General features: G+C 60.6%; 24 protein-coding genes and 4 tRNA genes. 10 read left to right on the plus strand and 18 right to left on the minus strand.

Annotation, left to right across the window (positions count from 1 at the left end):
* Positions 1-38: 38 nt before the first annotated feature.
* From Q7C33_RS00065 to Q7C33_RS00085, 5 genes are all read right to left on the minus strand, one after another.
* A complete protein-coding gene (locus tag Q7C33_RS00065) occupies positions 39-440 on the minus strand; it encodes a sel1 repeat family protein (protein WP_030142013.1) in 402 nt (133 codons plus the stop codon).
* The gene (locus tag Q7C33_RS00070; protein ID WP_003179080.1) at positions 441-812 is read right to left on the minus strand and encodes a hypothetical protein; all 372 of its coding nucleotides are present in this window, start codon (positions 810-812) and stop codon (positions 441-443) included.
* Positions 809-1,150 carry a helix-turn-helix domain-containing protein gene (locus tag Q7C33_RS00075; protein ID WP_249875755.1) on the minus strand — a complete coding sequence of 114 codons (342 nt, stop codon included), beginning with the start codon at positions 1,148-1,150 and terminating at the stop codon, positions 809-811. Before Q7C33_RS00075 ends, Q7C33_RS00070 begins: the two co-directional genes overlap by 4 nt.
* 114 nt (positions 1,151-1,264) lie before the next feature.
* A complete protein-coding gene (locus Q7C33_RS00080) occupies positions 1,265-1,720 on the minus strand; it encodes a YkvA family protein (protein WP_217861439.1) in 456 nt (151 codons plus the stop codon).
* Positions 1,721-2,014: 294 nt separating this feature from the next.
* Entirely contained in the window at positions 2,015-2,728 is a 714-nt protein-coding gene (locus Q7C33_RS00085) for an FKBP-type peptidyl-prolyl cis-trans isomerase (protein WP_030142016.1), read from the minus strand.
* A gap of 268 nt (positions 2,729-2,996) precedes the next feature.
* Here Q7C33_RS00085 and Q7C33_RS00090 point away from each other — a divergent pair, with 268 nt between their 5' ends.
* Both Q7C33_RS00090 and Q7C33_RS00095 read left to right on the plus strand, forming a co-directional pair.
* On the plus strand, positions 2,997-4,802 hold the full coding sequence (locus Q7C33_RS00090) for a di-heme-cytochrome C peroxidase (protein ID WP_407682641.1): 1,806 nt from the start codon (positions 2,997-2,999) through the stop codon (positions 4,800-4,802).
* Between the two features lie 31 nt (positions 4,803-4,833).
* A complete protein-coding gene (locus tag Q7C33_RS00095; RefSeq protein WP_407682642.1) occupies positions 4,834-5,970 on the plus strand; it encodes a catalase family protein in 1,137 nt (378 codons plus the stop codon).
* A 92-nt stretch (positions 5,971-6,062) separates the two neighbouring features.
* Here the strand turns inward: Q7C33_RS00095 and Q7C33_RS00100 are convergent.
* From Q7C33_RS00100 to Q7C33_RS00115, 4 genes are all read right to left on the minus strand, one after another.
* Positions 6,063-6,139, minus strand: a tRNA-Asp gene (locus Q7C33_RS00100).
* A 17-nt stretch (positions 6,140-6,156) separates the two neighbouring features.
* A tRNA-Val gene (locus Q7C33_RS00105) sits at positions 6,157-6,232 on the minus strand.
* A 175-nt stretch (positions 6,233-6,407) separates the two neighbouring features.
* Positions 6,408-6,484, minus strand: a tRNA-Asp gene (locus Q7C33_RS00110).
* Positions 6,485-6,503: 19 nt separating this feature from the next.
* Positions 6,504-6,579 (minus strand) — tRNA-Val (locus Q7C33_RS00115).
* A gap of 160 nt (positions 6,580-6,739) precedes the next feature.
* On the opposite strand from Q7C33_RS00115, the gene rdgC reads away from it, so the two are divergent.
* The 3 genes from rdgC (at position 6,740) to sugE (ending at position 9,205) form a co-directional block, all read left to right on the plus strand.
* Complete coding sequence (gene rdgC / locus Q7C33_RS00120; protein WP_030142368.1) at positions 6,740-7,660, plus strand: recombination-associated protein RdgC; 921 nt, start codon at positions 6,740-6,742, stop codon at positions 7,658-7,660.
* A gap of 143 nt (positions 7,661-7,803) precedes the next feature.
* Positions 7,804-8,769: a bile acid:sodium symporter family protein gene (locus Q7C33_RS00125; RefSeq protein ID WP_030142369.1), complete on the plus strand. Its 966-nt coding sequence runs from the start codon at positions 7,804-7,806 to the stop codon at positions 8,767-8,769.
* Positions 8,770-8,890: 121 nt separating this feature from the next.
* Entirely contained in the window at positions 8,891-9,205 is a 315-nt protein-coding gene (gene sugE, locus Q7C33_RS00130) for a quaternary ammonium compound efflux SMR transporter SugE (RefSeq protein ID WP_003204587.1), read from the plus strand.
* A 108-nt stretch (positions 9,206-9,313) separates the two neighbouring features.
* On the opposite strand, the gene Q7C33_RS00135 is transcribed toward sugE, so the two are convergent.
* From Q7C33_RS00135 to Q7C33_RS00145, 3 genes are all read right to left on the minus strand, one after another.
* Entirely contained in the window at positions 9,314-11,188 is a 1,875-nt protein-coding gene (locus tag Q7C33_RS00135; protein ID WP_407682643.1) for an MFS transporter, read from the minus strand.
* A gap of 81 nt (positions 11,189-11,269) precedes the next feature.
* Entirely contained in the window at positions 11,270-12,418 is a 1,149-nt protein-coding gene (locus Q7C33_RS00140; RefSeq protein WP_334597074.1) for a TDT family transporter, read from the minus strand.
* A 103-nt stretch (positions 12,419-12,521) separates the two neighbouring features.
* Positions 12,522-13,715 (minus strand): MFS transporter, encoded by a 1,194-nt coding sequence (locus Q7C33_RS00145; protein ID WP_407682644.1) that lies wholly within the window; start codon positions 13,713-13,715, stop codon positions 12,522-12,524.
* 103 nt (positions 13,716-13,818) lie between these two features.
* Here Q7C33_RS00145 and Q7C33_RS00150 point away from each other — a divergent pair, with 103 nt between their 5' ends.
* Together Q7C33_RS00150 and Q7C33_RS00155 are read left to right on the plus strand one after the other, a co-directional pair.
* Positions 13,819-14,358 carry a TetR/AcrR family transcriptional regulator gene (locus tag Q7C33_RS00150; RefSeq protein ID WP_030142373.1) on the plus strand — a complete coding sequence of 180 codons (540 nt, stop codon included), beginning with the start codon at positions 13,819-13,821 and terminating at the stop codon, positions 14,356-14,358.
* Between the two features lie 242 nt (positions 14,359-14,600).
* The gene (locus Q7C33_RS00155; protein WP_198798102.1) at positions 14,601-18,071 is read left to right on the plus strand and encodes a hybrid sensor histidine kinase/response regulator; all 3,471 of its coding nucleotides are present in this window, start codon (positions 14,601-14,603) and stop codon (positions 18,069-18,071) included.
* Between the two features lie 154 nt (positions 18,072-18,225).
* Here the strand turns inward: Q7C33_RS00155 and rmuC are convergent, their stop codons facing one another.
* Positions 18,226-19,608: a DNA recombination protein RmuC gene (rmuC, locus tag Q7C33_RS00160; RefSeq protein ID WP_187293364.1), complete on the minus strand. Its 1,383-nt coding sequence runs from the start codon at positions 19,606-19,608 to the stop codon at positions 18,226-18,228.
* Between the two features lie 175 nt (positions 19,609-19,783).
* Positions 19,784-20,107, minus strand: a complete 324-nt coding sequence (locus Q7C33_RS00165) for a sel1 repeat family protein (protein WP_407682645.1) — start codon at positions 20,105-20,107, stop codon at positions 19,784-19,786.
* Between the two features lie 900 nt (positions 20,108-21,007).
* On the opposite strand from Q7C33_RS00165, the gene Q7C33_RS00170 reads away from it, so the two are divergent.
* From Q7C33_RS00170 to Q7C33_RS00180, 3 genes are all read left to right on the plus strand, one after another.
* Positions 21,008-21,232, plus strand: a complete 225-nt coding sequence (locus Q7C33_RS00170) for a hypothetical protein (protein ID WP_030142377.1) — start codon at positions 21,008-21,010, stop codon at positions 21,230-21,232.
* Positions 21,233-21,506: 274 nt separating this feature from the next.
* Complete coding sequence (locus tag Q7C33_RS00175; RefSeq protein ID WP_030142378.1) at positions 21,507-21,989, plus strand: hypothetical protein; 483 nt, start codon at positions 21,507-21,509, stop codon at positions 21,987-21,989.
* Positions 21,990-22,133: 144 nt separating this feature from the next.
* Positions 22,134-23,411 (plus strand): OmpP1/FadL family transporter, encoded by a 1,278-nt coding sequence (locus tag Q7C33_RS00180; RefSeq protein WP_181288487.1) that lies wholly within the window; start codon positions 22,134-22,136, stop codon positions 23,409-23,411.
* A gap of 90 nt (positions 23,412-23,501) precedes the next feature.
* Here the strand turns inward: Q7C33_RS00180 and Q7C33_RS00185 are convergent, their stop codons facing one another.
* The 4 genes from Q7C33_RS00185 to Q7C33_RS00200 form a co-directional block, all read right to left on the minus strand.
* Entirely contained in the window at positions 23,502-24,053 is a 552-nt protein-coding gene (locus Q7C33_RS00185) for a glutathione peroxidase (protein WP_030142380.1), read from the minus strand.
* Between the two features lie 183 nt (positions 24,054-24,236).
* Positions 24,237-25,445 carry an MFS transporter gene (locus Q7C33_RS00190; RefSeq protein ID WP_198798104.1) on the minus strand — a complete coding sequence of 403 codons (1,209 nt, stop codon included), beginning with the start codon at positions 25,443-25,445 and terminating at the stop codon, positions 24,237-24,239.
* A gap of 52 nt (positions 25,446-25,497) precedes the next feature.
* Positions 25,498-25,902 carry a MarR family winged helix-turn-helix transcriptional regulator gene (locus Q7C33_RS00195; RefSeq protein ID WP_030142382.1) on the minus strand — a complete coding sequence of 135 codons (405 nt, stop codon included), beginning with the start codon at positions 25,900-25,902 and terminating at the stop codon, positions 25,498-25,500.
* Between the two features lie 72 nt (positions 25,903-25,974).
* A complete protein-coding gene (locus Q7C33_RS00200; protein ID WP_198798105.1) occupies positions 25,975-26,706 on the minus strand; it encodes an adenosylcobinamide-GDP ribazoletransferase in 732 nt (243 codons plus the stop codon).

Here is a 26,706-nt window from a genome sequence, read left to right on the forward strand (position 1 = left end):
ACGGGGAACAACACTGGCCAGACAGCCTGTGGATAACGCTACGGATTCTGGTCGTCGAGCCCCTTGAGCTTGATGTCGGCCAATGGGTGCCCAGCCTTTGCCGCCAGGGTCCACCAACGCGCCGCTTCGGCCGGATCGGGCGCCTTGGTGGTGGAGCCAGCAAGGCTGATGACACCCACTTGATAGGCGGCCTTGCCATCACCGGCCAATGCAGCCAATCGCAGCAGACGAACGCCCTCTTCCCTGGCGCCGAGGCCTTGGCCGCGAAACGTCAGGATATGGCCATAAAAGCTTTGAGCACTGACGTCGCCCAGGTTCGCCATGCGGGCAAATTGACCTTCGAGCCAGGCCCACCCGCGTGGCTGCCGAACGAACCATGACCAATGAAACAACCGGCGCGCGAGCCAATAACCGGCCCGGGCCTTAATACGCCAGAGCATTCAGGCCTCCGCCGATTCGGGGTACTCGTATTCGAACACGCGGACCACTTCCGAAGCATGCCAGGACGCGGCGGCCACACCGTCGGAGGGGCCGGAAAAACGTCCAAGACGTTCAACGCACTCGAAGAAGCCCGTACGTGGCAGTCGGCTGGCACCCTGGCTGATGACCAGCGAACTGCGCAGCGGTTGCTCGGCCCGCGCATCCAGCGCCGCCAGATGTTCAAGCGCCGCAGTCAAGGTCTGCATGGCCGGGCTGGGAAGTTGCAAGCGCTCCAGCAAGGCGCGGTATGTCAATAAATGGCGCTGGCGACGCGCCTGGTCCAACTCACCCAACAACCCGTCCCAATGTTGCCGACTGATCCGTACACTCACGATTCATCCCTCCAACCCGGCACCGTCAGTTCCCAGGCCAGACTGCGCTTGATCGCGGCGTCGGGTTGACGCTCACCGCTTTCGATCATGGCCAGATAAGACGGGCTGATGCCTACCGTGCGGGCCAGCGCCTCGATGGCGATGCCCTTCCCTTCGCGCAGACTGCGCAGTTGATCCAGACCAGGGAGAACCTGGCCGGGTGCCGCCGCATGCGAGACGTTTGCCTCACGCGACGGAGCTTGATTGATGCCGGCTGCCTTCAATAACGACTGGTACTGATCCCACGGTAAAACCGCGTACTCGGGCTCTCCGTCGCGTGTGATTATTTGAATATCCATGAACACCCCGTAGGACAACAACACTTTGCGAGTCAGCTTTTTTCCTAGGAAGTGTAATCCTAAATAGCAGCCAAGGTCGCGGGGCGATGAAGTTCTGAAGGGAAACGGACTGAATCAGGTCTTTTTTGGACCTTGGAGCTGCAGCTGTTCCGGGGTGTCGGGGAGTCTTTCGACCAGTGCGAGTTTCTCGGGGGATTGGCAGTCACGCCACGCACGGAACGCACTCAGCTCGTCGTCGAGGGTTTTCATGATCCACGCCAGCACGGCGATATCGTCAAACATGCCAAACATGGGCAGCAAGTCCGGAATCGCATCCAGGGGACTGAGGAAGTACATGAGCCCCGCCACCACCGAGAGCAACGACTTGGCGCTCACCGCCCGGTATTCGCCACGCCAGTAGGCCAGGCACAGCGCCTGCAACAAGCGCAGGTCGTCCTTGAGCTTGCCCAGTCGACCGCCTTCCCGGGCACCCTTGCTGGCAACGGCAAACAGCAACGTCGGCAATCTGCCGCGGGCCAGCAGCCGTCCCGCCAAGGGCAGGAATCGCGTGAAATTCCACGGCGCCTTCATTTTTTCTCCCGCTGAAATGTTATCCACACAAATTGTGGATAACCTTGTGAACAGAGCTGCGTTTCACCGCTGAAGCCCCCGTTTTATAAGGGCCCGGCTTAGATCGGGCGTTTTTTACTCACATAAAAAAACCCAATATTTCATTGACTTGATGGGTCGACTGCGTCTAGCACAGGGCCCGTATTGCCTATGACTGTGGCCTGCAGCGGGGGTTCGGTTTTTTTGATCGTTTACCGAAAGCCGAATGCAACAACGCCCCGCATAAGCGAGGCGTTGTCTTTATAGCAGACGCGATTACTTGGCTGCGTCTTCTTTTGCCGGATCCTTGATCGCCAACAGTTCAAGGTCAAACACCAGGACCGAGTTGGCAGGAATGGCCGGGCTCGGGCTCTGGGCGCCGTATGCCAGATCACTCGGGATGTACAGCTTGTATTTCTCGCCGACGTGCATCAGTTGCAGACCTTCGACCCAACCCGGGATCACGCCGCTAACCGGCAGGTCAATCGGGCTGCCACGCTCAACGGAGCTGTCAAACACGGTGCCGTTGGTCAGCTTGCCGGTGTAGTGAACGGTCACTACGTCGGTTGGCTTGGGCTGTGCGCCGTCGGCTTTCTTGACCACTTCGTACTGCAAGCCGGAAGCGGTGGTGGTCACGCCGGCCTTCTTGCCGTTTTCCTCGAGGAATTTCTTGCCGGCAGCTGCCGACTCTTCGCTCATCTTGGCCATGCGCTCTTCGGCACGCTTTTGCAGTGCGGCAAAGGCCTCGACCAATTCTTCGTCTTTCAGCTTCTGTTCTTTCTTGCCGACGGCATCTTCGATGCCCTGGGCAACCGCTTTGGAGTCCAGGTCATCCATACCTTCCTGAGCCAGGCTCTTGCCCATGTTCAGGCCAATACCGTAGGAAGCTTTCTGCGCCGGGGTTTTCAGCTCTACGCTGGTCTGCGAGTCGCAACCCGCGAGTACCAGGCCAACCAGGGCTACCGCCGCCGCCAACCGATGCTGTTTCATGCTATTTCCTTGTTCATGCGCCTAAAGGGCAATCGAGTAAAGCCGCGAGCTTATCAGGCGGCCACGACCAATGGCTACCGGCATGTGAGCCGCAAACCGATGATAAGTTCAGGTCGGCAAACGCTTTTTAATCCCAGGAAGATGAAGCATCTGTCATCGATTTCGTACAGAGACGGATTGCCGCCCCCTGCAGCCCAAGGGTAATGGCCACTTGCCGGCCAGGCGGCACTGAGGCATAAGGACATATCAAAAAAACAAGGACGTTACCGTGCGCCTCCTCTCTCGCCTCCTCTTGCTGATCCTCGCATTGCTCATCGTGATCGTGGCCGTCGTGCTTTATTACGTCGCCAACCCACGCCTGCCGGTCTACACACCTGTCGAACAGGTGCATTACCTGGACCAATGGAGCGCCAGCGAGCGCCAGACTTACTATTTCACGCCCCAGGGTACCCAGGTCAAAGGCCTGCGTTACGACTGGTTCACCGCGCTTGAACTGCCGTTTTCGCAGCAGCGCTTCGCGTCGCCGGAGTACCTGGCGCGCTTCGGTTTCCTGGTCGATCCGGCGCAAAAAGCCACGCCGGACAATCCCGGCAACTTGCCGGTAGGCTTCACACGACACCAGAACGCGGGCAGCAGCGAGCAATATCTGGACATCACTTGCGCCGCCTGCCACACCGGCGAACTGCACTTCAAGGGCCAGGCGATACGGATCGATGGCGGTTCCGCCCAACACGTCCTGCCGTCGACCGTTCCGACATTACGCGGGGGCAGTTTCGGACAGGCCATGGTCGCCAGTCTCGCCTCGACCTACTACAACCCATGGAAATTCGAACGTTTCGCCCGCCAAGTGCTGGGCAAGGACTATGACGCCCGCCACGAAGCGTTGCGCAAGGCATTCAAGGTTTCCCTGGACACTTTCCTGCGCACGGCCTGGAATGACACGCACCGCGGCCTCTACCCCACCCAGGAAGGCCCGGGCCGTACCGACGCCTTTGGCCGTATCGCCAATGCCAGTTTCGGCGATGCCATTTCGGCGGAAAACTACCGGGTCGCCAACGCACCGGTGGATTACCCTCAGTTGTGGGAAATCTGGACCTTCGACTGGGTACAGTGGAACGGTTCGGCCCAGCAACCGATGGCCCGTAACGTCGGCGAGGCGTTGGGGGTCGGTGCCACCTTGAATTTCTTCGATGCCCAGGGCAAACCGTTGCAAGGTGAAGCGCGCTACCCCTCCAGCGTACGCGTGCGGGACCTGAACAAGATCGAAGAAACCTTGCAGTTGCTCAAGCCTCCCGCATGGCCTGAAGCGCTGCTGGGCTCAATCGACAAGCCCTTGGCCGCCAAGGGCCGGGCACTTTTCGCCGAGAACTGCGCCGGTTGCCACGTTCCTAAAGTCGTACAAGGACCTGACAGGCCAGTCCAGCAACTGCACATGCTGCCGGTGCAAGTGATCGGCACCGATCCCGGCACGGCTAACAATATCGCCGACCATCGCTTCAACCTGACCAGCCTGCAGTGGGACCCGGCCGAGCTGGCCAAACTCGACGTGCAACTGCACCCCACCCCGACGGAACCGTTGGATCTGAGCCAGGTATCGGTCGCCAAGGGCCTGGCCTACGTCACTGCATTCGTCGAAAACCGCGCCTATCGCGATGCCGGCGTCACCCCCGTCGAGCGCCCGGCCCTGGATGGTTTCGGGCTGCCCATCGGCGTTCGTGAATTGCGCGCCTACAAAGCGCGACCACTGGCGGGCGTCTGGGCCACGCCACCCTTCCTGCATAACGGCTCGGTTCCGACGATCTATCAATTGCTGTCGCCGCAGGATGAACGGGCGACCACTTTCTATAAAGGCACCTTCGAATACGATCCGCGACATCTGGGCTATCGCACCGAAGCCTTTGCCAACGGCTTCCTCTTCGACACCAAGATCACCGGCAACCACAACAGCGGTCATGAATTCCGCGCTGGCGAACGAGGCAACGGCGTCATCGGGCGCTTGCTGCAACCGCAAGAACGCTGGGCCTTGCTGGAATATCTGAAGGTGCTTGGCGGGCCGCTGGAGTCGCAACTGTAATGATGAACCTCATAAGTAAAAGGATGTTGGCATGTTGATCACGCTCTGGCTGCGCCTCGGCGCCTTTTTGGGCAAGACGCTCCTGTGGCTGCTGGGTTTCGGGCTCCTCGGCTGGGCCTTGGCCACAGCCTGGTTTGCCTGGCAGCACAGCGGGCCGGTCCCGGACCAGGAACAGATACCGCCCGGCGAAAGCGCCATGACCCAGGACATCATCCAGACCGCGATCCGCATCGTTGATCAGCACCGCGAAGGCACGCGTTACCTGCGCGACGCCCATGCCAAGGCACACGGTTGCGTCATGGCCGAAGTCCAGGTGCCCGGTGACTTGCCTGCGCCGTTGCGCCAGGGTGTATTCGCCGAACCGGGCAAGACCTGGCAAGCAACGATCCGCCTCTCCAACGGCAACGCCTATCCACAATTCGACAGCTTGCGCGATGCCCGGGGGATGGCCATCAAGTTGCTGGATGTGCCTGGCAAGCAACTGCTGGCCGATCGGCAATCCCAGGGTGAGCAGGATTTCGTGATGTTCAATCATCCGAATTTCTTTGTCAGCGATGTCGCCGAGTACCGTCAGAATGTGGCCGCTCAGGCTGACGGAAAGAAGGTAATGGCGTTCTTTCCGAGCCTCGACCCACGCACCTGGCAGATCCGACATTTATTCATCGCCCTGGCGACACTTTCGCCACCACCGGCCAGCCCGACCCAGACCACTTATTTCTCGGTATCGCCTTACAAATTCGGCGAGGCCAATGCCAAGTTTCGCGTCGCACCGGACCCGGACAGCTGTCCGGGCTACACCTTGCCGCCGCAGAACCAGGATTTGCCGAATTTCTTGCGTAGCGCGCTGAATCAGCAGTTATCCACCGATCGCGTGCCGGCCTGTTTTGTCTTGCAAATCCAACGTCAGGATCCGAGCAAGTACATGCCGATCGAAGACACCAGCATTGAATGGAATGAAAGCGATGCACCGTTCGAGACGGTGGCGCGCATCAAGGTACCGGCCCAGGACTTCGATACGCCCAAGCTGAACCTGGCGTGTGATAACCAGTCGTTCAACCCGTGGTTCGGTATCGAGGCCCATCGTCCGATTGGCGGTATCAACCGTTTGCGCAAGGCGGTTTATGAGGCGGTCAGCGATTACCGTCATAGCCGCAATGCCGAGCAGTAGGACAGAGGCAAAAAGACAGGCAACAAAAAGCCCGCTCAAATGAGCGGGCTTTTTGTTGGCAACCTGGCGTTCAGTATTCCAAGTGCCGAATATGGCGCAGCGGACGGGACTCGAACCCGCGACCCCCGGCGTGACAGGCCGGTATTCTAACCGACTGAACTACCGCTGCGCGTAACATTGAAAGTTTGGTGGGTGATGACGGGATCGAACCGCCGACATTCTGCTTGTAAGGCAGACGCTCTCCCAGCTGAGCTAATCACCCTTCACTTTCGATGCGGGGCGCATTCTCTCACAGTTTTTTGTAACGTGCTGATTTAATTAACAAATCCAGCAAAAAACATGAGCGACGCACACCGCAGGAACTGCAAACAGCAAAAAGCCCGCGTTAGCGGGCTTTCCGTGGTGACCTGGCGTTCAGTGTTCCAGGTAACCGAATATGGCGCAGCGGACGGGACTCGAACCCGCGACCCCCGGCGTGACAGGCCGGTATTCTAACCGACTGAACTACCGCTGCGCGTAACACTGGAAGCGAATGGTGGGTGATGACGGGATCGAACCGCCGACATTCTGCTTGTAAGGCAGACGCTCTCCCGGCTGAGCTAATCACCCTTCACTTTCGATGTGGCGCGCATTCTACGGAGCAGCCCCTGAGCTGGCAAGCACTTTTTAAATTAATTTTTTCAGGCCTTCCAAAGGCTTAGCGAAGGGTTGGCCTATGGCGCCGCGAAGAGAATAATGCCCCCCTTTGTATAAAGGAGAGACTCACCCCATGTGGTTCAAGAACCTGCTTATCTATCGCCTGACCCAAGATCTGCCTGTTGATGCCGAGGCGTTGGAAACTGCACTGGCGAGCAAACTGGCGCGCCCCTGTGCAAGCCAGGAGTTGACCACTTACGGTTTCGTCGCGCCGTTTGGCAAAGGCGAAGATGCACCCTTGGTGCACGTCAGCCAGGATTTCCTGTTGATCGCCGCGCGCAAGGAAGAACGCATCCTGCCTGGCAGCGTCGTGCGCGACGCGGTCAAGGAAAAGGTCGAGGAAATCGAAGCCGAGCAAATGCGCAAGGTCTATAAAAAGGAACGGGACCAGATCAAGGATGAAATCATCCAGGCCTTCCTGCCTCGCGCGTTTATCCGTCGCTCGTCCACTTTTGCCGCCATCGCGCCAAAACAGGGCCTGATCCTGGTCAACTCCGCCAGCCCGAAACGCGCCGAAGACTTGCTCTCCACGCTGCGCGAAGTCATCGGCACGCTGCCCGTGCGTCCGCTCACCGTGAAGACCGCACCGACCGCGATCATGACCGACTGGGTCAAGACGCAGAAAGCTGCTGACGATTTCTACGTGCTGGACGAATGTGAACTGCGCGACACCCATGAAGACGGCGGGATCGTGCGTTGCAAGCGTCAGGACCTGACCAGCGACGAAATTCAGCTGCACCTGAACACCGGCAAGGTGGTGACCCAACTGTCGCTGGCGTGGCAGGACAAGTTGTCGTTCGTGCTCGACGACAAGATGGTGGTCAAGCGCCTGAAATTCGAAGACCTGCTGCAAGACCAGGCGGAGCAGGATGGCGGCGACGAGGCTCTTGGCCAGTTGGACGCCAGCTTCACCTTGATGATGCTGACGTTTGGCGAGTTCCTGCCGGCGCTGGTGGAAGCGCTGGGCGGGGAAGAGATTCCGCAGGGGATCTAAAGACTGTTGGTCTCTATGTGGGAGCGGGCTTGCTCGCGAAGGCTGACTGATATTCAACGATGATGTTGAATGACACTTCGCTTTCGCGAGCAAGCCCGCTCCCACATTGGGTTTGTGGTGTTCTTAATAATAAGGATCAGGTCATGCGTGCACTGGCTGCATTGAGCCGCTTTGTCGGCAATACGTTCGCTTACTGGGTGTTGTTCTTTGCGGTGCTGGCATTCATGCAACCGCAGTGGTTCGTCGACCTGAAGGTCGCCATCGTGCCCCTGCTGGGGCTGGTGATGTTCGGCATGGGCCTGGCACTCAAACTTGAAGACTTTGCCGAAGTGGCGCGTCGTCCGGGACGCGTGGCCCTGGGCGTGATTGCCCAGTTCGTGATCATGCCGGGTACGGCGTGGTTGCTTTGCCAAGTATTCAGCCTGCCGCCGGAAATTGCCGTCGGGGTGATCCTGGTGGGCTGTTGCCCGAGCGGCACCTCGTCCAATGTCATGACCTGGCTCGCACGCGGTGACCTGGCCCTGGCCGTGGCGATTTCCGCCATCACCACCCTGCTCGCCCCTTTGCTGACCCCGGCACTGATCTGGCTGCTGGCTTCGGCCTGGCTGCCGGTGTCGTTCTCCGCGTTGTTCTGGTCGATCCTGCAGATTGTGTTGTTGCCCATCGCTCTGGGCATCATTGCCCAGCGACTATTGGGCGCGCGGGTTCGTCACGCTGTTGAAGTGCTGCCTCTGGTCTCGGTGGTCAGCATCGTGATTATCGTCGCCGCAGTGGTCGCGGCCAGCCAGGCGAAGATCGCCGAATCCGGCTTGCTGATCATGGCCATTGTCGTCCTGCACAACAGCTTCGGCTACTTGCTGGGGTATTTCACCGGTCGGCTGTTCGGATTGCCGCTGGCCCAGCGCAAGACCTTGTCCCTGGAAGTCGGCATGCAGAACTCCGGCTTGGGCGCGGCGCTGGCCAGCGCGCACTTTTCGCCGTTGGCGGCGGTGCCCAGTGCGCTGTTCAGCGTCTGGCACAATATTTCCGGGGCACTGCTCTCGACCTGGTTCCGCCGCATGAGCGAAAAACAGGACCGTGAGCAATTGGCCCGGCAGGCGGCGGACTGAGCGAGCGACTTGATCAAACGGTCAGCATTGGGCATCCTTCTGCCCAATGCGGGGACGACCCCGCTGCTCCATTGGAGTTTTTCTTGTCCGGGGACGACCCCATCCATCGATGAGGTGTGTGATGTCCTGGATCATTCTGTTTTTTGCCGGCCTGTTCGAAGTCGGCTGGGCTGTCGGCCTGAAGTACACCGACGGCTTCAGCCGCCCGCTCCCCACTGCGCTGACCATTGCCGCCATGGCGATCAGCCTCGGCCTGCTTGGCCTTGCAATGAAGGAATTGCCGCTGGGCACGGCCTACGCGATCTGGACCGGGGTCGGTGCCGTGGGCACGGTGATCGCCGGGATCATTCTGTTTGGTGAGTCAATGGCGCTGGTTCGGTTGGCCAGCGTCGCGTTGATCGTTGCCGGGCTGATCGGGCTCAAGGTCAGCGCTTAGATCCGTTTCTGTGGGAGCGAGCTTGCTCGCGATTACAATCAGCCTGCTGGCGTCGATGTCACAGGCAGACCGCTATCGCGAGCAAGCTCGCTCCCACAGGGTTTCGGCTTATCTCACAGCCCCGCGCAACTCCCCCACCAGCGCTTGCAACTTCGCAGGATCAGCCGCCTCGACCGCCACCGCCGTCCCCGCCACCAAAGTCACTCGCGACCAAAAACGACGGAACATTCCTTTACTCGGATCGCGACTGAAGAAGCTCCCCCACAACCCTTGCAGCGCCAGCGGGATCACCGGCACCGGGGTCTCCCGGAGGATGCGCGTCAAGCCACTCTTGAACTCATTGATCTCACCGTCGGCGGTCAACTTTCCTTCAGGGAAGATGCACACCAGCTCACCGTTTTTCAGATACTGGGCGATGCGGCTGAAGGCTTTTTCGTAGATATGGATGTCTTCCTGGCGCCCGGCAATCGGAATCGTCCCGGCGGTGCGAAAGATAAAGTTCAGCACCGGCAGGTTGTAGATCTTGTAGTACATGACAAAGCGAATCGGCCGACGCACCGCGCCGCCAATCAACAAGGCATCGACAAACGACACGTGATTGCACACAAGCAGCGCGGCGCCTTCGTCAGGAATCGCGTCCAGGTTGCGATGCTCCACGCGGTACATGGAGTGGCTGAGCAGCCAGATCATGAAACGCATGCTGAACTCGGGGACGATCTTGAAGATGTAGGCGTTGACGCCAATGTTCAGCAGCGAAACCACCAGGAACAACTGCGGAATCGACAGCTTGGCCAGGCTCAGCAGGACGATGGAGACAATCGCCGAGACCACCATGAACAAGGCATTGAGAATGTTGTTGGCGGCGATGACCCGCGCTCGCTCGTTTTCGACGGTACGCGACTGGATCAGTGCATACAGGGGCACGATGTAGAAACCACCGAAGATGCCCAGGCCGAGAATATCGATCAGCACCAGCCAGGCGTGGCCGAACCCGAGAATCTGCAGCCAGCCGTGGCCGTCGACGCTGTCGGGGATCCCACCGGAATGCCACCACAGCAGCAGGCCGAACACGGTCAGCCCGAACGAGCCGAACGGCACCAGGCCGATCTCGACTTTGCGCCCCGACAGCTTTTCGCAGAGCATCGAGCCCAAGGCGATCCCCACCGAGAACACCGTAAGGATCAGGGTCACGACGGTTTCATCGCCGTGCATCCACTCCTTGGCATAGGCGGGAATCTGCGTCAGGTAGATCGCCCCGACAAACCAGAACCATGAGTTGCCAACGATGGAACGGGATACCGCCGGCGTCTGCCCCAGGCCCAACTTCAGCGTGGCCCAGGACTGGCTGAAAATGTTCCAGTTCAAGCGCATCTGCGGCGAGGCGGCCGCTGCCCGTGGGATGCTGCGACTGGCCAGGTAGCCGGCCGCGGCAATGCCGACAATCGCCACTGACACGACTGGCGCGTAGTGTGCCGACGACATCATGATTCCTGCGCCGATGGTGCCGGCGAGGATCGCCAGGAACGTCCCCATCTCCACCAGCCCATTGCCGCCAACCAGTTCATCCTCGCGCAGGGCCTGCGGCAGAATCGAATACTTCACCGGCCCGAACAGCGCCGAGTGGGTGCCCATGGCAAACAGTGCCACCAGCATCAGCCATAAATGATCGAACAGGAACCCCAACGCGCCAACCGCCATGATCGCGATCTCGCCCAGTTTGATCAGGCGAATCAACGCATCCTTGGCGAATTTTTCCCCAAACTGGCCCGCCAATGCGGAGAACAGGAAGAACGGCAGGATGAACAAGAGCGCGCAGAGGTTGACCCAAATCGAGCGGTCACCCTCGATGGTCAGTTTGTAGAGGATGGCGAGAATCAGCGACTGCTTGAAAATGTTGTCGTTGAACGCGCCAAGGGACTGCGTAATGAAGAACGGCAGGAAGCGCCGCGTGCGAAGCAAATTGAACTGCGAAGGGTGACTCATCTTCCATGTTCCTGAGTGGCGTGGACGCTTATTGGAATGACGCTTTTTCGATCCAGGCCACACATTACCTGTCTTTGCCGATTATTTCGCCAACCCCGATATACACGGCGACACAAACAACTCACCGTGCCAGGCGCCGACCAGCGTGCGCCAGCCAACGATCAGCCACATCACCACCAGCAGCGCCACCAGCCCCCAGCCGAACACACTGAAAAACGCCAGGCCCAGCAGGCTCGCCAGCTTCAGGGTCGTCAGCGCGTACACGCCCAAGGGAAAGGTGAAGCCCCACCAACCAAGGTTGAACGGGATGCCTTCACGTAAATAGCGCGCGGTGATCAACAGCGCCATCAACATCCACCAGAAACCGAAGCCCCACAAGGTGATGCCGGCGACCAATCCCAGGCCTGAAGCGACCTCGCCCATGCCCGGCAGACCATTGGCGGCGAAAATCATGGGCGCATCACCGCCCAGCAACAACATGCCCAGGGCGCCGGTACCGATCGGGCCAAGGGCCAGCCAGCTCGAAGCAGCCATGTTTTCGTGGGGCAGTTTATGCAGGGCCATGCGCAACAGCAAGATCGTCAGAATGCTGAATGCCACCGGTAGGGAAAATGCCCAGAGTATGTAGCTGGTGACCAATATCACCAGTTGCGAATGGGCGTCCCCAAGGTGCGGTGCCAATAACCCACCGCTGGCGGCGGCGACTTCGGCGGCCACCACGGGCAACAGCCACACGGCCGTCATCTGGTCGATGCGGTGTTCCTGGCGGGTAAACATCAGGTACGGAATCAACACGCCACAGGCCAATGACATCGCCACGTCGATCCACCACAACACCTCGACCAGCGACAGCACGCCCTCCCCCCAGCGCGGTACGCCGAACAGCAGGAAACCGTTGATGATGGTTGCCAGCCCCATCGGAATCGTACCGAAAAACATCGACACGGTTGAATGTCCGAAGATCCGCCGGGCCTCATCAAAGAAGAGCACCCAGCGAGCGGTGTAGAGCCCGGCAAACACAATGAACAGCAAAATGTTGAGCAACCACAGCCCTTCAGCCACCCGGTGCAAGCCCGGGGTCGCCCCGGGCAACTGCGCCAAGGCCAGCGCCAGCACACCGGTGCCCATAGTGGCGGCGAACCAATTCGGGGTGAATTGCCGAACGACTTCCAGCGGACTCGGCAGATGGCTCAGTGGGCGCAGGCGATATCTTTCAGCACGGCACGTCATGGTCACTTCTCTCCTCGGATAAGGTGACGCCATGCTAGAACCCGAGAGAATATCTATATAACGGGTAATTTCTCTATATCTAATCTGTTTTGCAGATATGCGATCAAGAACGAAGCCCATCAGCCAACGGTTTTGCGGGTTGGCGCAGCAAGCCTGCCAGCGCGCCGACGGCCATTAAGATCAGCACTGCACCGAAACCATTGGTGGTCGGAATCAACCCGTAGATACGGGTCAGGTTTCCCGCCAGCAACGATGGCAAGCTGAACGCCAAATAACTGAGCACATAGAACGCCGACATCAACCCGGCCCGTTCGTGGGGCAAGGCCAGCGGCATGATGCTGCGCAGGGCACCGAGGAATCCCGAGCCGAAACCGCTGCCGGTAATCAGCGTGCCAATGAAAAACAAGGGCAGGCTGGCCGTGTGCACGGCGATCAGCACCAGGGCCAGGCCAAGTACCAGCAGGCTGGCGCCAAGCCGCAGCATCATGTCCGCCGCGCGGTTACGCAGGGCATAGATCGACAACGCCCCCGTGAGCGTCAACACGGCCACCAGCGCACCGCCGATCAGGTTCGACGTCGAGCCGGTCGCGGCCCGAACCAAAGACGGGGCCAGGGACAGATAGAATCCACCGACCGCCCAGGCCGCCAAGTCCAAGGGCAATATAAGCCACAACGCGCGCCGCGCCTGGACCGGCACATGTAAGGTCGGGCGCAGCGATCGCCAGGCCCCGGGTTGTGGGCTGACGCTTTCCGCCAGGCGCCAGAGGTAAATGCCTTGGAAGACAAACAACGCCAACAGAATCCAGTAGGTCAGTTGCAACGGCATCGGCGCGAATTCTGCCAACAAGCCACACCCCATCGCGCCACATGCCATGCCCAGCAGAGGCGCCACGCTGGTGATCAGCGGGCCCTGCTGGCGATCGAAATCCAGCAACGCTGCGCCCAAGACACTGGTGGCCATGCCCGTGGCGAAGCCCTGGATCAACCGCGCGCCGATCAACCAGGCGACACTCTCGGCATTGATAAATAGCAGCATCGCCAGCACGTTGAGCAGCAACGCGACGAAAATCACCGGTCTGCGGCCGAGGTAATCAGACAACGAGCCGACGACCAACAGGGCCGCCAACAGACTGAACGCGTACACGCCGAAGATTAGTGTCAGGATCGCCGGGGAGAATTGCATGTGCTCCTGGTAGAGGTGGTACAACGGCGTCGGCGCGCTGGACGCCGCCAGAAAACCGAGCAAGGTGATCGCCAGAAATATCAGGCTGACGCGGGTCGAAGCTGGACGAGACATGGGCACGCTCCACAAGGACATTCATAAAAGCTAATTTTTTGCTTTTGCCGAGTGTGCTACCGGTGTGTGCTTAAAGCAAATTCTTTGTGTTAAGGTCCGACACATGGCTATCAAAGAAGGTTTACGCCCCGGCGGCAGAAGCGCCCGGGTCCAAGAGTCGATTCATTCGGCGGTGCGCGCCCTGCTCCAGGAGCAGGATCGCGCCACCCTGACCGTGCCGCAGATCGCTGCGCGCGCGGGCGTCACGCCGTCCACCATTTACCGGCGCTGGGGCGATCTGCCGGCGCTGCTGGCCGACGTCGCCATCGAGCGCATGCGCCCCGACGGCGAACCGGCCAACACCGGCAGCCTGCGCGGCGACTTGCGCGCCTGGGCCGAGCAATACCTGGACGAAATGACTTCCGAGCCCGGCCGCAACATGATGCGCGACATCCAGGCCTGCGCCACGCCGGGGTATTGCGTGGGCATTATCAGCGGCCAACTGCAGATCATCCTGGACCGTTATCCCGATGAGCCGAATCCCGGGATCGAGCGGTTGGTGAACGTGATCGTCGCGCCGACGGTGTTTCGCATCCTCTTCGCCACGGCGCCGCTGGAGGTCGAGGAGCTGTATCGGTTGGTGGATATGGCGTTGGATCAGTGAAAATGCCATCGCGAGCAAGCTCGCTCCCACATTGGATTTCGGTGTGCCACAAATCTTGTATTCGATAAATAGCCATTGTGGGAGCGGGCTTGCTCGCGAAAGCGGCCCGAAAGAACACTAAATAATTCCCCACCCGCGACACCCCGCCGCGCCTCGACCTTGGTCGACACTGACGAACCCGAGCGGGCATGCGAGACTGTCTTGCCGGGCTCAAGCCCGGGCGTATTTGTCTGGGAGTTTCCATGTCGCTGTCCAGCGGGCTGATCGCCGTTGTCGCCCTGGCCTATATGGCCATCATGTTCGCCATCGCCTTCTACGGCGACCGACGCAGCACGCCGCTGCCGCCGCGCGTGCGGGCGTGGGTCTATAGCCTGTCGCTGGCAGTGTATTGCACCAGTTGGACGTTCTTTGGCGCAGTGGGCCAGGCCGCCGAACAACTCTGGGCCTTCCTGCCGATCTACCTCGGGCCGATCCTGTTGATGGTGTTGGCGCCGTGGGTCCTGCAGAAGATGGTGATGATCAGCAAGCAGGAGAACATCACCTCCATCGCCGACTTCATCGCCGCCCGCTATGGCAAGTCCCAATCCCTGGCGGTGGTGGTGGCCCTGATCTGCCTGGTCGGCGTGCTGCCCTACATTGCCTTGCAGCTCAAGGGGATCGTGCTCGGGGTGAACCTGTTGATCGGCGCCGGAGCCGACGCCATGGGCACCCGGGCGCAGGATACGGCGTTGATCGTCTCGCTGATCCTGGCACTGTTCACGATTGTCTTCGGCACCCGCAACCTCGACGCCACCGAGCACCACCGCGGCATGGTGCTGGCGATTGCCTTTGAATCCCTGGTCAAGCTGTTCGCCTTCCTGGCGGTCGGCGCGTTCGTCACGTTCGGCCTTTATGACGGCTTCGACGATCTCTTCAACCAGGCGATGCTGGCGCCGCGACTGGAACAGTACTGGAAAGAAACCATCAACTGGCCGTCCATGGTGGTGCAGACCGGGGTGGCGATGATGGCGATCATTTGCCTGCCGCGGCAGTTCCACGTCACCGTGGTCGAGAACATCGAACCCCAGGACCTGCGCCTGGCCAAATGGGTGTTCCCCGCCTACCTGGCCCTGGCGGCGCTGTTCGTCGTGCCGATCGCCCTCGCCGGGCAAATGATGTTGCCCAGCTCGGTGTTGCCGGACTCGTTCGTCATCAGCCTACCGCTCGCCCAGGCCCATCCGGCGCTGGCGGTGCTGGCCTTCATCGGCGGCGCCTCGGCCGCCACCGGCATGGTCATCGTCGCGAGTGTCGCGCTGTCGACCATGGTCTCCAATGACATGCTGTTGCCCTGGCTGCTGCGCCGCAACAATGCCGAGCGGCCGTTTGAAGTATTCCGCCAATGGATGCTGTCGGTACGCCGGGTGAGTATTGTCGTGATCCTCCTGCTGGCCTACGTCAGCTATCGATTGCTGGGTTCGACAGCGAGCCTGGCGACCATCGGCCAGATCGCCTTCGCCGCCGTGACGCAACTGGCGCCCGCCATGCTCGGCGCGCTGTACTGGAAACAGGCAAACCGGCGCGGTGTGTTTGCCGGCCTCGCCATGGGCATATTCCTCTGGTTCTACACCCTGGTGCTGCCGATCGCCGCCCACAGCCTGGGCTGGTCGCTGGGCAGTTTCCCAGGCCTGGCCTGGCTGCATGGCAACCCACTGAACCTGCCGATCACCCCGCTGACCCAAGGCGTCGTCCTGTCCCTGGCCGGCAACTTCATATTGTTCGCCTGGGTCTCGGTGCTGTCGCGCACCCGGGTGTCGGAGCACTGGCAGGCTGGACGCTTCATCGGCCAGGAGATCAGCGCCCGCCCCAATCCTCGCTCGATGCTGGCGGTGCAGATCGATGATCTGTTGCAACTTGCCGCCCGCTTCGTCGGCGAAGAACGCGCGCGCCAGAGCTTCATCCGCTTTGCCTATCGCCAAGGCAAGGGTTTCAACCCAAGCCAGAACGCCGACAGCGAATGGATCGCCCACACCGAGCGCCTGCTGGCCGGCGTCCTGGGGGCCTCTTCGACGCGAGCGGTGGTGAAGGCGGCGATCGAAGGCCGGGAGATGCAACTGGAAGACGTCGTGCGGATCGCCGACGAAGCGTCCGAGGTGCTGCAATTCAACCGGGCCCTGCTGCAAGGCGCCATTGAAAACATCACCCAAGGCATCAGCGTGGTCGATCAGTCCCTGCGGCTGGTGGCGTGGAACCGCCGGTACCTGGAATTGTTCAACTACCCCGACGGCTTGATCAGCGTCGGTCGGCCGATCGCCGACATCATCCGCTACAACGCCGAGCGCGGCCTCTGTGGTCCGGGCGAGGCGGAAGTCCATGTCGCCCGGCGCCTGCACTGGATGCGCCAGGGCCGCGCGCACACCTCGGAACGGCTATTCCCCAACGGCCGGGTGATCGAGCTGATCGGCAACCCGATGCCCGGCGGCGGTTTTGTCATGAGTTTCACCGATATCACCGCGTTCCGCGAAGCCGCCCAGGCCTTGACCGAAGCCAACGAAGGGCTGGAACAACGGGTGGCCGAACGCACCCGCGAACTCTCGCAACTGAACCTGGCCCTGACCGAAGCCAAGAGCACGGCCGAATCCGCGTACCAATCCAAGACCCGCTTCCTCGCCGCTGTCAGCCATGACCTGATGCAACCGCTCAACGCCGCGCGACTGTTCTCCGCCGCGCTGTCCCACCAGCACGACGGCTTGCCGGGCGAGGCCCGGCAGTTGGTCCAGCATCTGGACAGTTCGTTGCGCTCGGCCGAGGACCTGATCACTGACCTGCTGGACATTTCCCGGCTGGAAAACGGCAAGATCAACCCCGACCGCAAGCCGTTCGCCCTCAACGATTTGTTCGACACGCTGGGCGCCGAATTCACGGCGCTGGCCCAGGAGCAAGGCCTGAAATTTCGGGTTCGTGGTTCGCGGCTGCGGGTCGACAGCGACATCAAGTTGCTGCGGCGCGTTCTGCAGAACTTCCTCACCAACGCCTTCCGCTACGCCAAGGGGCCGGTGCTGCTGGGCGTGCGCCGCCGCGACGGTGAGCTGTGCCTGGAGGTCTGGGATCGAGGGCCGGGCATCGCCGAAGACAAACAGCAGGTGATTTTCGAAGAGTTCAAACGCCTCGACAGCCATCAGACCCGCGCCGAAAAAGGCCTCGGCCTCGGCCTGGCGATCGCTGATGGGCTGTGCCGCGTGCTTGGCCATACATTGCGCGTACGCTCCTGGCCGGGGCGCGGCAGTGTGTTCAGCGTCAGCGTGCCGCTGGCCAGCACGCAAGTCGTGGCGCCCACTGTCGTGGTCGAGCCCAACGGTCACTTGCCCAGCGGAGCACAGGTGCTGTGTGTGGACAACGAAGACAGCATCCTGATTGGCATGGACAGCCTGCTGACCCGCTGGGGTTGCCGGGTGTGGACCGCGCGCAACCGCGAAGAATGCGAGCGTTGGCTGACCCAGGGTGGTCGCCCGCAACTGGCCCTGGTGGATTTTCATCTGGACGACGGCGAAACGGGTACCGAGTTGATGGCCTGGTTGCGCACGCGGATGGGCGAACCGGTGCCGGGCGTGGTGATCAGCGCCGACGGCCGGCCCGAGACCGTGGCCCAGGTGCATGCGGCGGGATTGGATTACCTGGCCAAGCCAGTGAAACCGGCGGCGTTGAGAGCGTTGTTGAGCCGGCATTTGCCGTTGTAATTCAGGGAAAAGGTAACCCCCTGTGGCGAGGGAGCTTGCTCCCGCTGGGCCGGTCCGACGCCTCGGGCGTAGCGGCCCTCTTATTTGTGAGCGCTGCGCACTCAAGCGGGAGCAAGCTCCCTCGCCACAAGGGGGGCGGTGCAAACCTTGAAGGCTACTGACCCTGGCTTTCTTCGCCGGTCTCTTCAGGCAACCCATCCACATCCGCCATTGCGCGCTCGAGCAGCTCCGCAGGCAGGCTCTTGCTCGCCCGGGCGCCCAGCAGCTTCAGTTGTTCGCTGCGGCTGACCAGGTTGCCGCGCCCTTCCGTCAGCTTGTTGCGTGCAGCGGCGTAGGCTTTGTCCAACTGCTGCAAGCGGCTGCCGATTTCATCCAGGTCTTGGATGAACAGGACGAACTTGTCATACAGCCACCCCGCCCGCTCGGCGATTTCCCGGGCGTTCTGGCTCTGGCGTTCCTGTTTCCACAGGCTGTCGATCACCCGCAAGGTCGCCAACAGCGTAGTCGGGCTGACGATGACGATGTTGCGATCGAAGGCTTCCTGGAACAGATTAGGCTCGGCTTGCAGGGCCGCGGAAAATGCCGCTTCGATCGGCACGAACAGCAACACGAAATCCAGGCTGTGCAAACCGTCCAGGCGCTTGTAGTCCTTGCCGGCCAAGCCTTTGACGTGGGCCCGCAACGACACCACGTGTTGCTTGAGGGCGAGCTGGCCGATGGCATTGTCCTCGGCGGCCACGTATTGCTGGTAAGCCGTCAGGCTGACTTTTGAATCGACGACGACTTGCTTGTCGCCGGGCAGGTAGATCAACACGTCTGGCTGGAAACGTTCACCATCCGGGCCCTTGAGGCTGACTTGGGTCTGGTATTCGCGGCCCTTCTCCAGGCCGGCATGTTCCAGGACACGCTCCAAAATCAATTCGCCCCAGTTGCCCTGGGTTTTCTGGCCCTTGAGCGCCCGGGTGAGGTTGGTGGCTTCATCGCTCAGGCGCAGGTTCAGTTGTTGCAGCCGCTCCAGCTCCTTGCCCAGGGAGAATCGCTCCCGCGCCTCGGCCTGATAGCTTTCTTCGACGCGTTTTTCGAAGGACTGGATGCGCTCCTTCAGTGGATCGAGCAATTGCCCGAGGCGCTGCTGGCTGGTTTCGGCGAAGCGCTGTTCGCGCTCATCGAAGATTTTCCCCGCCAGCTCAGCGAACTGGGCGCGCAATGCGTCTCGCGAGCCTTGCAGGTCGTCCAGGCGCTGCTGATGGCTTTCCTGCTGCTCGCGCAATTCGGCATGCAACGAGGCCGCCTGGGCATCGAGGCGGCGCAGTTCCGCTTCTTTATTGGCGCGTTCCAGGTTCCAGGCATGAGCTGCGTCCCTGGCGTTGTCGCGTTCGATCTGCAGCAACTCGACCTCGCGACACGCGGCGGCAAGCTCGGCCTGCTTGGCGGCATTGGCCTGGCTCAGGTCGCTGATTTCGTCGCGGCAAGCATCGAGTTGGGCGTTCAACCCATCGTGGGCCATGTGGGCGGTGGCCAGGCGTTCTTCCAGCAGCGCCAGTTCGGTCTGCGCCGCGCTGGCCTGGCGTTGCAGGTGCCAGGCCAGTGCCAACAGCGGCACCGCAGCGCCTGCCAGGCCGAGCAACAGGCTGGTCAAATCCATCGCCATGACAATTCCCGCGCAAGAAATAAAGGCCGAAGGTTAACCAAGCCGCCAAGCGTTGCCCAGCTCAGTCTTCGATTTCGCCCAATGCCTGGCGGGCGCGATGATCGCCGGCCCGCGCGGCTTGGCGCAGCAAGTCCTGGCCGATGCGGCGGTCTCGCGCGTTGCCACATTCGCGGCACATCAACTGGCCGAGGCGACTTTGCGCAGCCACCACGCCTTCACGCGCCGGCTGCTTGAGCAGGCGACCGGCCAAGTGCTTGACGCTAGGGCGTTCGCCCAGGCGCGGGCTGTCCAGCAGCCACTCGGCGAGGCGCATCGATATGCGTTTGGGTGGGGTAACACCGGAGGGTGCGGCGGTAACAGGATTTGATACGGAGCGAAACTTCATGACGCACTACGGGACAGATCGGAAGGCGCGCCACTCTACTCCTTTTTTCGTACGGGTAAAGTCGAAAAAATCCAGCACGCCCGTCCTAGAGCAAGCGCGCGGGACAATCCACAGAAGCTGTGGATAACTCAGTGGACAACCCACCCTGAACCCGCCGCAAGCCCTGTGGAACGGGGCCTGCGCTCAAACTGACGATTTTTTCACCAGTAAAAAAAAGCGATGTTTTTCATTGACTTAAATTTTGGATACAGGCACCTACCCCCGAATGTTTCAACGTGACAGTTAGGTGACAACTCGGTGCACCGGTGTGTACAAGTAACATCCGAACGGTTATATCGCCGCGCTTTTTTGGCTCATCAGGGCTTGCATCCTGTGGACAAATCTGATCAATGAAGGCAAACCGCCAGCTTCCGGTCGTCGGCGGGACTGTTTCTTTTTTGACCAACGCCCTTCCCTTCACCGATTCGATCCGTTAGTATCTGCGGCGTTAGTACCAAGCTGAAAGTCAATTCCGGGTCGGAAACATCTCTGCGGTCAGCCATCCCCCAAGGGACGCCTCACCGAAAAAAGAGACCGCCCCCCTCGATGGTTTCCAGGTAACCCTTGCACCGACACGCTTTTCGCACGAACGCGAGGTGTGATGCCAGGCTCATTACTCTGACCGAACCAACCTGCAAAATTGATCAGGATCTTCACCCTGGGCCCAGAACCTTTGCCCTTGTCGTGTTGCCTGCCCTCCTAAGTACCTACCTGCCAGCCCAAGCGCGCCCTTTATCTAGCGCTCAAACTGGCTGCTTTGTTCCAGTCGGGTTCTTCGTTCGACCAATGGTGGTCGACGTTACTGGAACGTTTTAACGCTGCACGGTTCTTAACCGTGTCATTTGCAGGAACACCCATAACATGTCTAATCAAATCCAGACACAGGATGCCATTCGCACCCTAACCAACGCTTTTGCCCCAATGAACTGCCTGATCATGGCCGCTCGCAAAGGCTGCTTCAGCTTCACGCTGGTCAACGAACACGGTATCGCTCGTCACAGCGAACGCTTGTATCCCGACCAGTACTCCAGCGAAGAACCGCTGCAGGCCGTGATCAAGCGTACCCGCCAGGCACTGGTTGCCTGAAACGCCGAAGCGCTGAAACCCAAAGGCCCCGCCCGAAAAGCGGGGCTTTTTATTGCCCGGCGTTTCTCGATAAAGCGCAGCGGCGTAAGCACGTATGGCTATAACAGTCATAACCGTTCGGCGAACATGGTTTAAAAACAGTCCTTTACAGCGCAGATATGACACTACACTTCAACTCGAGCGGCATGATCCGCTTCGGCGGAGCCTGAACCGATCCACCCGCTGCCAAGCCCATACCTTCAGGCTTCGCCCATTTTCCCGATCCGAGGGTCTTATGGGTATCGCTGCCAGCGAACTGTGTCGATATGTGATCCGCCCGACGCTCCTGTACCTGGGGAGCCACAGCACCACGGCGGAAGCCTTGTTGCTGGGGATTGCCGCCAGCCAGTCAGGCCTGGGCGCTGCCTTGCATGACCGTCGCGGACACGGTTTGTACCGGATCACCGAACCTCGCCATCAAGCCCTCTGGGACGACTACCTCGCCCTCGACCCGGAACGTGCCAGCCTGGTGCGTGGCCTGGCGAGCCAGCACGCTTTCCTCAGCGGCCCTCATCTGGAACTCACCGTCAACCTGCGCTACGCCACGGCCATCGCCTGGTTATTGGTGGAAGAACACGCCACCCCGCTCCCCAACGCCGACGATCTGCTGGGCATGGCCCGGATCTGGCGCCAGGTTTTCCACCCTCCAGGCCGCCTAAGGGACTTTACCTGCGCCTGGCAAAATTGTGTCTCACCTGTGAATCAGGTCGCCTGCTGAACGGAAAAATGGAAACTTCCTACAAATGTCATGAATTTGGTCGGATTGTCCTACAAAACCCCTCTAAAACAAGCGATACAAGCTATAGCGCTTGCACGAAAATGTTGGTAATTTTCGCCTCGGTGATCACCTGGAGTTCTAACAATGAAAAAAATGATGCTCAAAACCACCCTTGGCCTTGCCGTGACCTTGGCATCCACCCAACTTTTTGCCAGTGGCTTTGCCTTGAACGAACAAAGCATCAGTGGCATGGGCACTGGCTTCGCGGGTCGTTCTTCTTCTGCCGATGATGCAAGCACCGTGTTCGGCAACCCTGCCGGCATGTCGCGCCTCAAGCGTCAACAAGTCACCGGCGGTTTCGCTGCCATCGACGCCTCCACCGATATCAACGATGCCAGCGGCAGCCGCTCCGGCACCAACGATGGCGACATGGTTCCGCTCACCGGTGTTCCGATGGGCTACTACGTCAAGCCAATCGATGATCAGTGGGCATTCGGCCTGGGCGTCTACGCGCCGTTCGGCCTGATCACCGACTATGAAAACAGCTTCCAGGGCCGCAACTTCGGCAGCAAGAGCGTAGTGAAGGTCGTGACCTTCCAGCCAACCGTCAGCTATGCCTTCAATGACAAGGTATCGATCGGTTTCGGCCCGACCATCAACCGGATTTCGGGTTCGTTGGAGTCGGCACTGGATGTACCGGGCCTGTCTACCAACGGCAATGTAAAGATCAAAGGCGATGATATCGGCTACGGCTACAACATCGGTCTCTTGGTACAGGCGACCGATACCACCCGTGTTGGCCTGACGTATCACTCCAAAGTCAAATACAAGCTGGAAGGCCATACTGAAGTGAACCCGGGTGGCACTCCCGTTTTCCCAGGCCTTCTGGTAGATGGGCGCTACGACGCCTCGCTGGACATCACCACGCCTGAGTCGGTGGACTTTTCCGTCACCCAGGAAATCAACGATGCCTGGACCGTCTACGCCGGCAGCACCTGGACTCGCTGGAGCCGCCTGAAAGACATCACCGTGAACAATGACGTCACGGGCGGCGGCGCATTGAACCCAACCCTCTTCGGCACCATCACCGAAGAACAGAACTGGCACGACACCTGGGCCTACGCCATCGGTACCTCCTACCAGCTGAACAAGCAGTGGGTACTGCGCACCGGCCTGTCCTTCGACCAGTCGCCGACCAACAACACCGACCGCTCGCCACGTATCCCTACCGGTGACCGGACCATCTTCAGCCTCGGTGCCGGCTGGAGCCCAACCGAAGACCTGACCATCGACGTGGCGTATTCCTACCTCAAGGAAGAAAAAGTCAACGTCAACAGGACCAACGCCTTGGGTCAAGCCTACAGCGCTGAATACGAAAACAGCGCCAACGGCTTCGGTGTCGGTGCAACCTATCGCTTCTGATGATTCACGGCGAGGTTGAATACCTCACCCATTGAAGCGAAAAAAAGCCCCGCACTCTGCAAAGAGGCGGGGCTTTTTCGTAGCTGAAGATCAGGGTTTGGAAGCGATGGCCGCCTCTACCGCCTTGATGAAATCAGGATCATCAGGCTTGATCCGGCTGGAGAAACTGCCGACCACCTTGCCTTGGCGATCAACGACGTATTTATAGAAATTCCATTTCGGCGCGCTGGATTGCTCAGCCAGATGCTTGAACAACGGTATGGCGTCCGCGCCTCGCACCGGTTGCGGCTCGGTCATGGTGAAGGTCACGCCGTAGTTGACGTAGCAGACCTTGGCGGTCTCTGCGCCATCCTTGGATTCCTGCTTGAAATCATTGGACGGTACGCCCAGCACTTCCAGCCCTTCGCCTTTGTAACGCTGGTTCAGGGCTTCGAGCCCTTTGAACTGTGGGGCGAACCCACAGAAGCTGGCGGTGTTGACCACCACCAATGGCTTACCGGCGAAGCGCTGGCAAAGATCGATGGTTTCCTTGGCCCGCAATTTGGGTAATTTGCCTTCCAGCAATGGCGGGCAATCAGCCGCCCATACTTGCCCGGTCACAGCGAGCAACAGGGCGGGAACAGCAAGCCAGCGCATCAGCATCTCGGATTTTCCTTGTAAGCCTGTCAGACCAAGACGTTACTCCGCCATGCCCAGTGCCGTCCACACGTCAGCAGTTGCCCATGCCCAGTTGCATCAAAGCCAACCCGCCCTGGTGCCAGCCCCACCAGGCGAGCGCCAGCAGCGCAGCAGCGCCAGCCACGATCAACCAGGGACCGACGCGACTCATGCCGCACCGACCTGGGCTTGCAGGCGCGCCACCGGGCGCTCACGCACCGGCCAGTTCAATGCCGCCGCCAGCAGGCTGAGCAGGATCGAGACTTGCCAGATCAAGTCATAACTGCCAGTCCGGTCGTACACCACCCCGCCCAGCCAGCCGCCCAGGAACGAACCCAACTGGTGGAACAGGAACACGATCCCACCCAGCATCGAGAGATTTCGTACACCGAACAACGTTGCGACCGTTCCGTTGGTCAGCGGCACCGTCGACAACCACAGCAAACCCATCGCCATGCCAAACAGATAGGCCGTGGTGGTCGTTACGGGCAGCCACAGGAACAAGCCGATCACCACCGCACGCACCAGATACAGACCAGTGAGCAGGCGCGGCTTGGACATGCGCCCGCCCAACCAGCCGGCGGTGTAGGTGCCGAAGATATTGAACAGCCCGACCAGCGCCAACACGGTGGTGCCAACGCTGGCCGGCAGGTGTTGGTCCACCAGATAGGCCGGCAGGTGCACGCCAATGAACACCACCTGGAAACCGCAGACAAAAAAGCCGACCGCCAGCAACCAGAAACCAGAATGACTGCACGCCTCGCGCAGCGCCTCGGACAAGGTCTGTTCGTTGCCGCTCAGTGGCGCCGGCGCATCCTTGAGCATACTGACCAACGGCACGATCAATGCCACCAGCAATCCCAGTGCCAGCAACGCGGCGGACCAGCCGAGCCAGCCGATCAGGCCCAGCGTGCCGGGCAGCATGGCGAATTGGCCGAAAGAGCCGGCCGCACTGGCGATGCCCATGCCCATGCTGCGTTTTTCCGCAGGGACGGCCCGCCCGACCACGCCAAGAATCACCGAGAACGAAGTGCCGGACAGGCCGATGCCGATCAACAGCCCGGCGCTCAACGACAGCGACCAGGGCGAGTCGGCCATGCCCATGAAGACCAGGCCAAGTGCGTAGAGAATGCCACCGATCAACACCACTTTCGCCGCACCGAAGCGGTCGGCCAGTGCGCCAGTAAAAGGCTGCGCCAGGCCCCAGATCAGGTTCTGCAAGGCAATGGCGAAGGCAAACACCTCGCGCCCCCAGCCGAATTCGGCGCTCATCGGCGCCAGGAACAGCCCGAAGCCATGCCGCACGCCCAGGGACAACGCCAATATCAGCGCGCTACCCACCAGGACCCAACCACAGGTACGCCACATCGATGTCATTCTTATTCTCCGGTCGCGGGTATATACCCACTTATCATCGGACGAACCGGCATTACGCCAGCTCATCCAGCAAGGCCAGCAAGGTGGCGCGTTTTTCGGCACCGAGCTTATCGATCAATTTCTGTTGCGCCGCTTCCCAGGCCGGCAGCGCCGCCGCCAACCGGGCATTTCCCGCCTCGGTGAGCACGACGATGCGGTTGCGCAAATCGTCGCCCTCAGCCAGCTTCACCAACCCCTCGCCTTCCAGTACCCGCAGGTTGCGCCCGAGGGTGCTGCGGTCCAGGCCCATGGCCTCGGCCAGGGAGGAAATGCTCGGCTGGTCCAGGCGCGCCAGGTTATTGAGCAGAGAATACTGGGCAACGTTGATCCCGAAGCCATCGAGAGCGCCGTCGTAATACCTGCTGACGCCACGGGCGGCGCGACGCAGGTTGATGCACAGACATTGGGAAGGAAGCATGATGCGTGTATATACCCGCGACTAAATGAATGCAAATTTAAATCAGCGCTGGCCCATCGGCAACATGCCGATTCAGTTAAAGACCAACGCCACCAGAACGGCCATTTCCAGCAGTTCCAGCAAGGCGCCCGCGGTGTCGCCGGTGCAGCCCTGCAGCCTGCGCAACATCAGCTGCCGCAAGCCAATGAAGACCATTGCGGCGACCACCAGTGCCCACAGCCCTGCCCAGCCCATCGCCAGAACGCAAACCAGGGCGCTGGCCAACAGCACCTGCCAACCCGAGCGGCGCGGCAGGTGATCGGCCAGCGCCTGGCCCAAGCCGCCGGCACGCACATACGGCGTCGTGAGGAACAGACCCAGCAAGGCGCCACGCCCCAACATCGGCACGATGAGCAAGGCCAGCGCCTGCCCTTGTTCGATCAATGCCACCAGCGCGGTCCATTTGAGCAGCAACACCAGCGCCAACGTAATTACGGCGATCGGCCCGCTGCGCGGGTCTTTCATGATCAGCAGCGTGCGCTCGCGATCGCCGAAACCGCCGAGCCAGGCGTCGGCGCTGTCGGCCAGGCCGTCCAGGTGCAAACCGCCGCTGAGCAGCACCCACGCCGCCAGGAGCAGCGCGGCATGCAGCAACGCGGGCGCGCCCGACAACAGCGCATCGAGCAAGCACAGCAGCCCCCCGAACAACAGCCCCACCACGGGATAGAACAACAACGAACGACCCAATTGTTCAGGCTCGGGCATGCCCGGCAGGCGAACCGGCAAGCTGCTGAGAAATTGCAGGGCGATCCAAAACGGCAACAT

The organism is Pseudomonas sp. BP11-1-1 (assembly GCF_052112105.1).
Taxonomy (GTDB): Bacteria; Pseudomonadota; Gammaproteobacteria; order Pseudomonadales; family Pseudomonadaceae; genus Aquipseudomonas; species Aquipseudomonas alvandae.

Coding starts and splice junctions, on each gene's coding strand:
- sugE (WP_003204587.1), top strand. CDS start 8,891: ATGTCCTGGATCATTCTGTTTTTTGCCGGCCTGTTCGAAGTCGGCTGG.
- Q7C33_RS00065 (WP_030142013.1), bottom strand. CDS start 440: ATGCTCTGGCGTATTAAGGCCCGGGCCGGTTATTGGCTCGCGCGCCGG.
- Q7C33_RS00170 (WP_030142377.1), top strand. CDS start 21,008: ATGTCTAATCAAATCCAGACACAGGATGCCATTCGCACCCTAACCAAC.
- rdgC (WP_030142368.1), top strand. CDS start 6,740: ATGTGGTTCAAGAACCTGCTTATCTATCGCCTGACCCAAGATCTGCCT.
- Q7C33_RS00180 (WP_181288487.1), top strand. CDS start 22,134: ATGAAAAAAATGATGCTCAAAACCACCCTTGGCCTTGCCGTGACCTTG.
- Q7C33_RS00085 (WP_030142016.1), bottom strand. CDS start 2,728: ATGAAACAGCATCGGTTGGCGGCGGCGGTAGCCCTGGTTGGCCTGGTA.
- Q7C33_RS00175 (WP_030142378.1), top strand. CDS start 21,507: ATGGGTATCGCTGCCAGCGAACTGTGTCGATATGTGATCCGCCCGACG.
- Q7C33_RS00075 (WP_249875755.1), bottom strand. CDS start 1,150: ATGGATATTCAAATAATCACACGCGACGGAGAGCCCGAGTACGCGGTT.
- Q7C33_RS00125 (WP_030142369.1), top strand. CDS start 7,804: ATGCGTGCACTGGCTGCATTGAGCCGCTTTGTCGGCAATACGTTCGCT.
- Q7C33_RS00145 (WP_407682644.1), bottom strand. CDS start 13,715: ATGTCTCGTCCAGCTTCGACCCGCGTCAGCCTGATATTTCTGGCGATC.
- Q7C33_RS00095 (WP_407682642.1), top strand. CDS start 4,834: ATGTTGATCACGCTCTGGCTGCGCCTCGGCGCCTTTTTGGGCAAGACG.
- Q7C33_RS00200 (WP_198798105.1), bottom strand. CDS start 26,706: ATGTTGCCGTTTTGGATCGCCCTGCAATTTCTCAGCAGCTTGCCGGTT.
- Q7C33_RS00155 (WP_198798102.1), top strand. CDS start 14,601: ATGTCGCTGTCCAGCGGGCTGATCGCCGTTGTCGCCCTGGCCTATATG.
- Q7C33_RS00080 (WP_217861439.1), bottom strand. CDS start 1,720: ATGAAGGCGCCGTGGAATTTCACGCGATTCCTGCCCTTGGCGGGACGG.
- Q7C33_RS00150 (WP_030142373.1), top strand. CDS start 13,819: ATGGCTATCAAAGAAGGTTTACGCCCCGGCGGCAGAAGCGCCCGGGTC.
- Q7C33_RS00135 (WP_407682643.1), bottom strand. CDS start 11,188: ATGAGTCACCCTTCGCAGTTCAATTTGCTTCGCACGCGGCGCTTCCTG.
- Q7C33_RS00140 (WP_334597074.1), bottom strand. CDS start 12,418: ATGACGTGCCGTGCTGAAAGATATCGCCTGCGCCCACTGAGCCATCTG.
- Q7C33_RS00190 (WP_198798104.1), bottom strand. CDS start 25,445: ATGACATCGATGTGGCGTACCTGTGGTTGGGTCCTGGTGGGTAGCGCG.
- Q7C33_RS00185 (WP_030142380.1), bottom strand. CDS start 24,053: ATGCTGATGCGCTGGCTTGCTGTTCCCGCCCTGTTGCTCGCTGTGACC.
- Q7C33_RS00195 (WP_030142382.1), bottom strand. CDS start 25,902: ATGCTTCCTTCCCAATGTCTGTGCATCAACCTGCGTCGCGCCGCCCGT.
- Q7C33_RS00165 (WP_407682645.1), bottom strand. CDS start 20,107: ATGAAGTTTCGCTCCGTATCAAATCCTGTTACCGCCGCACCCTCCGGT.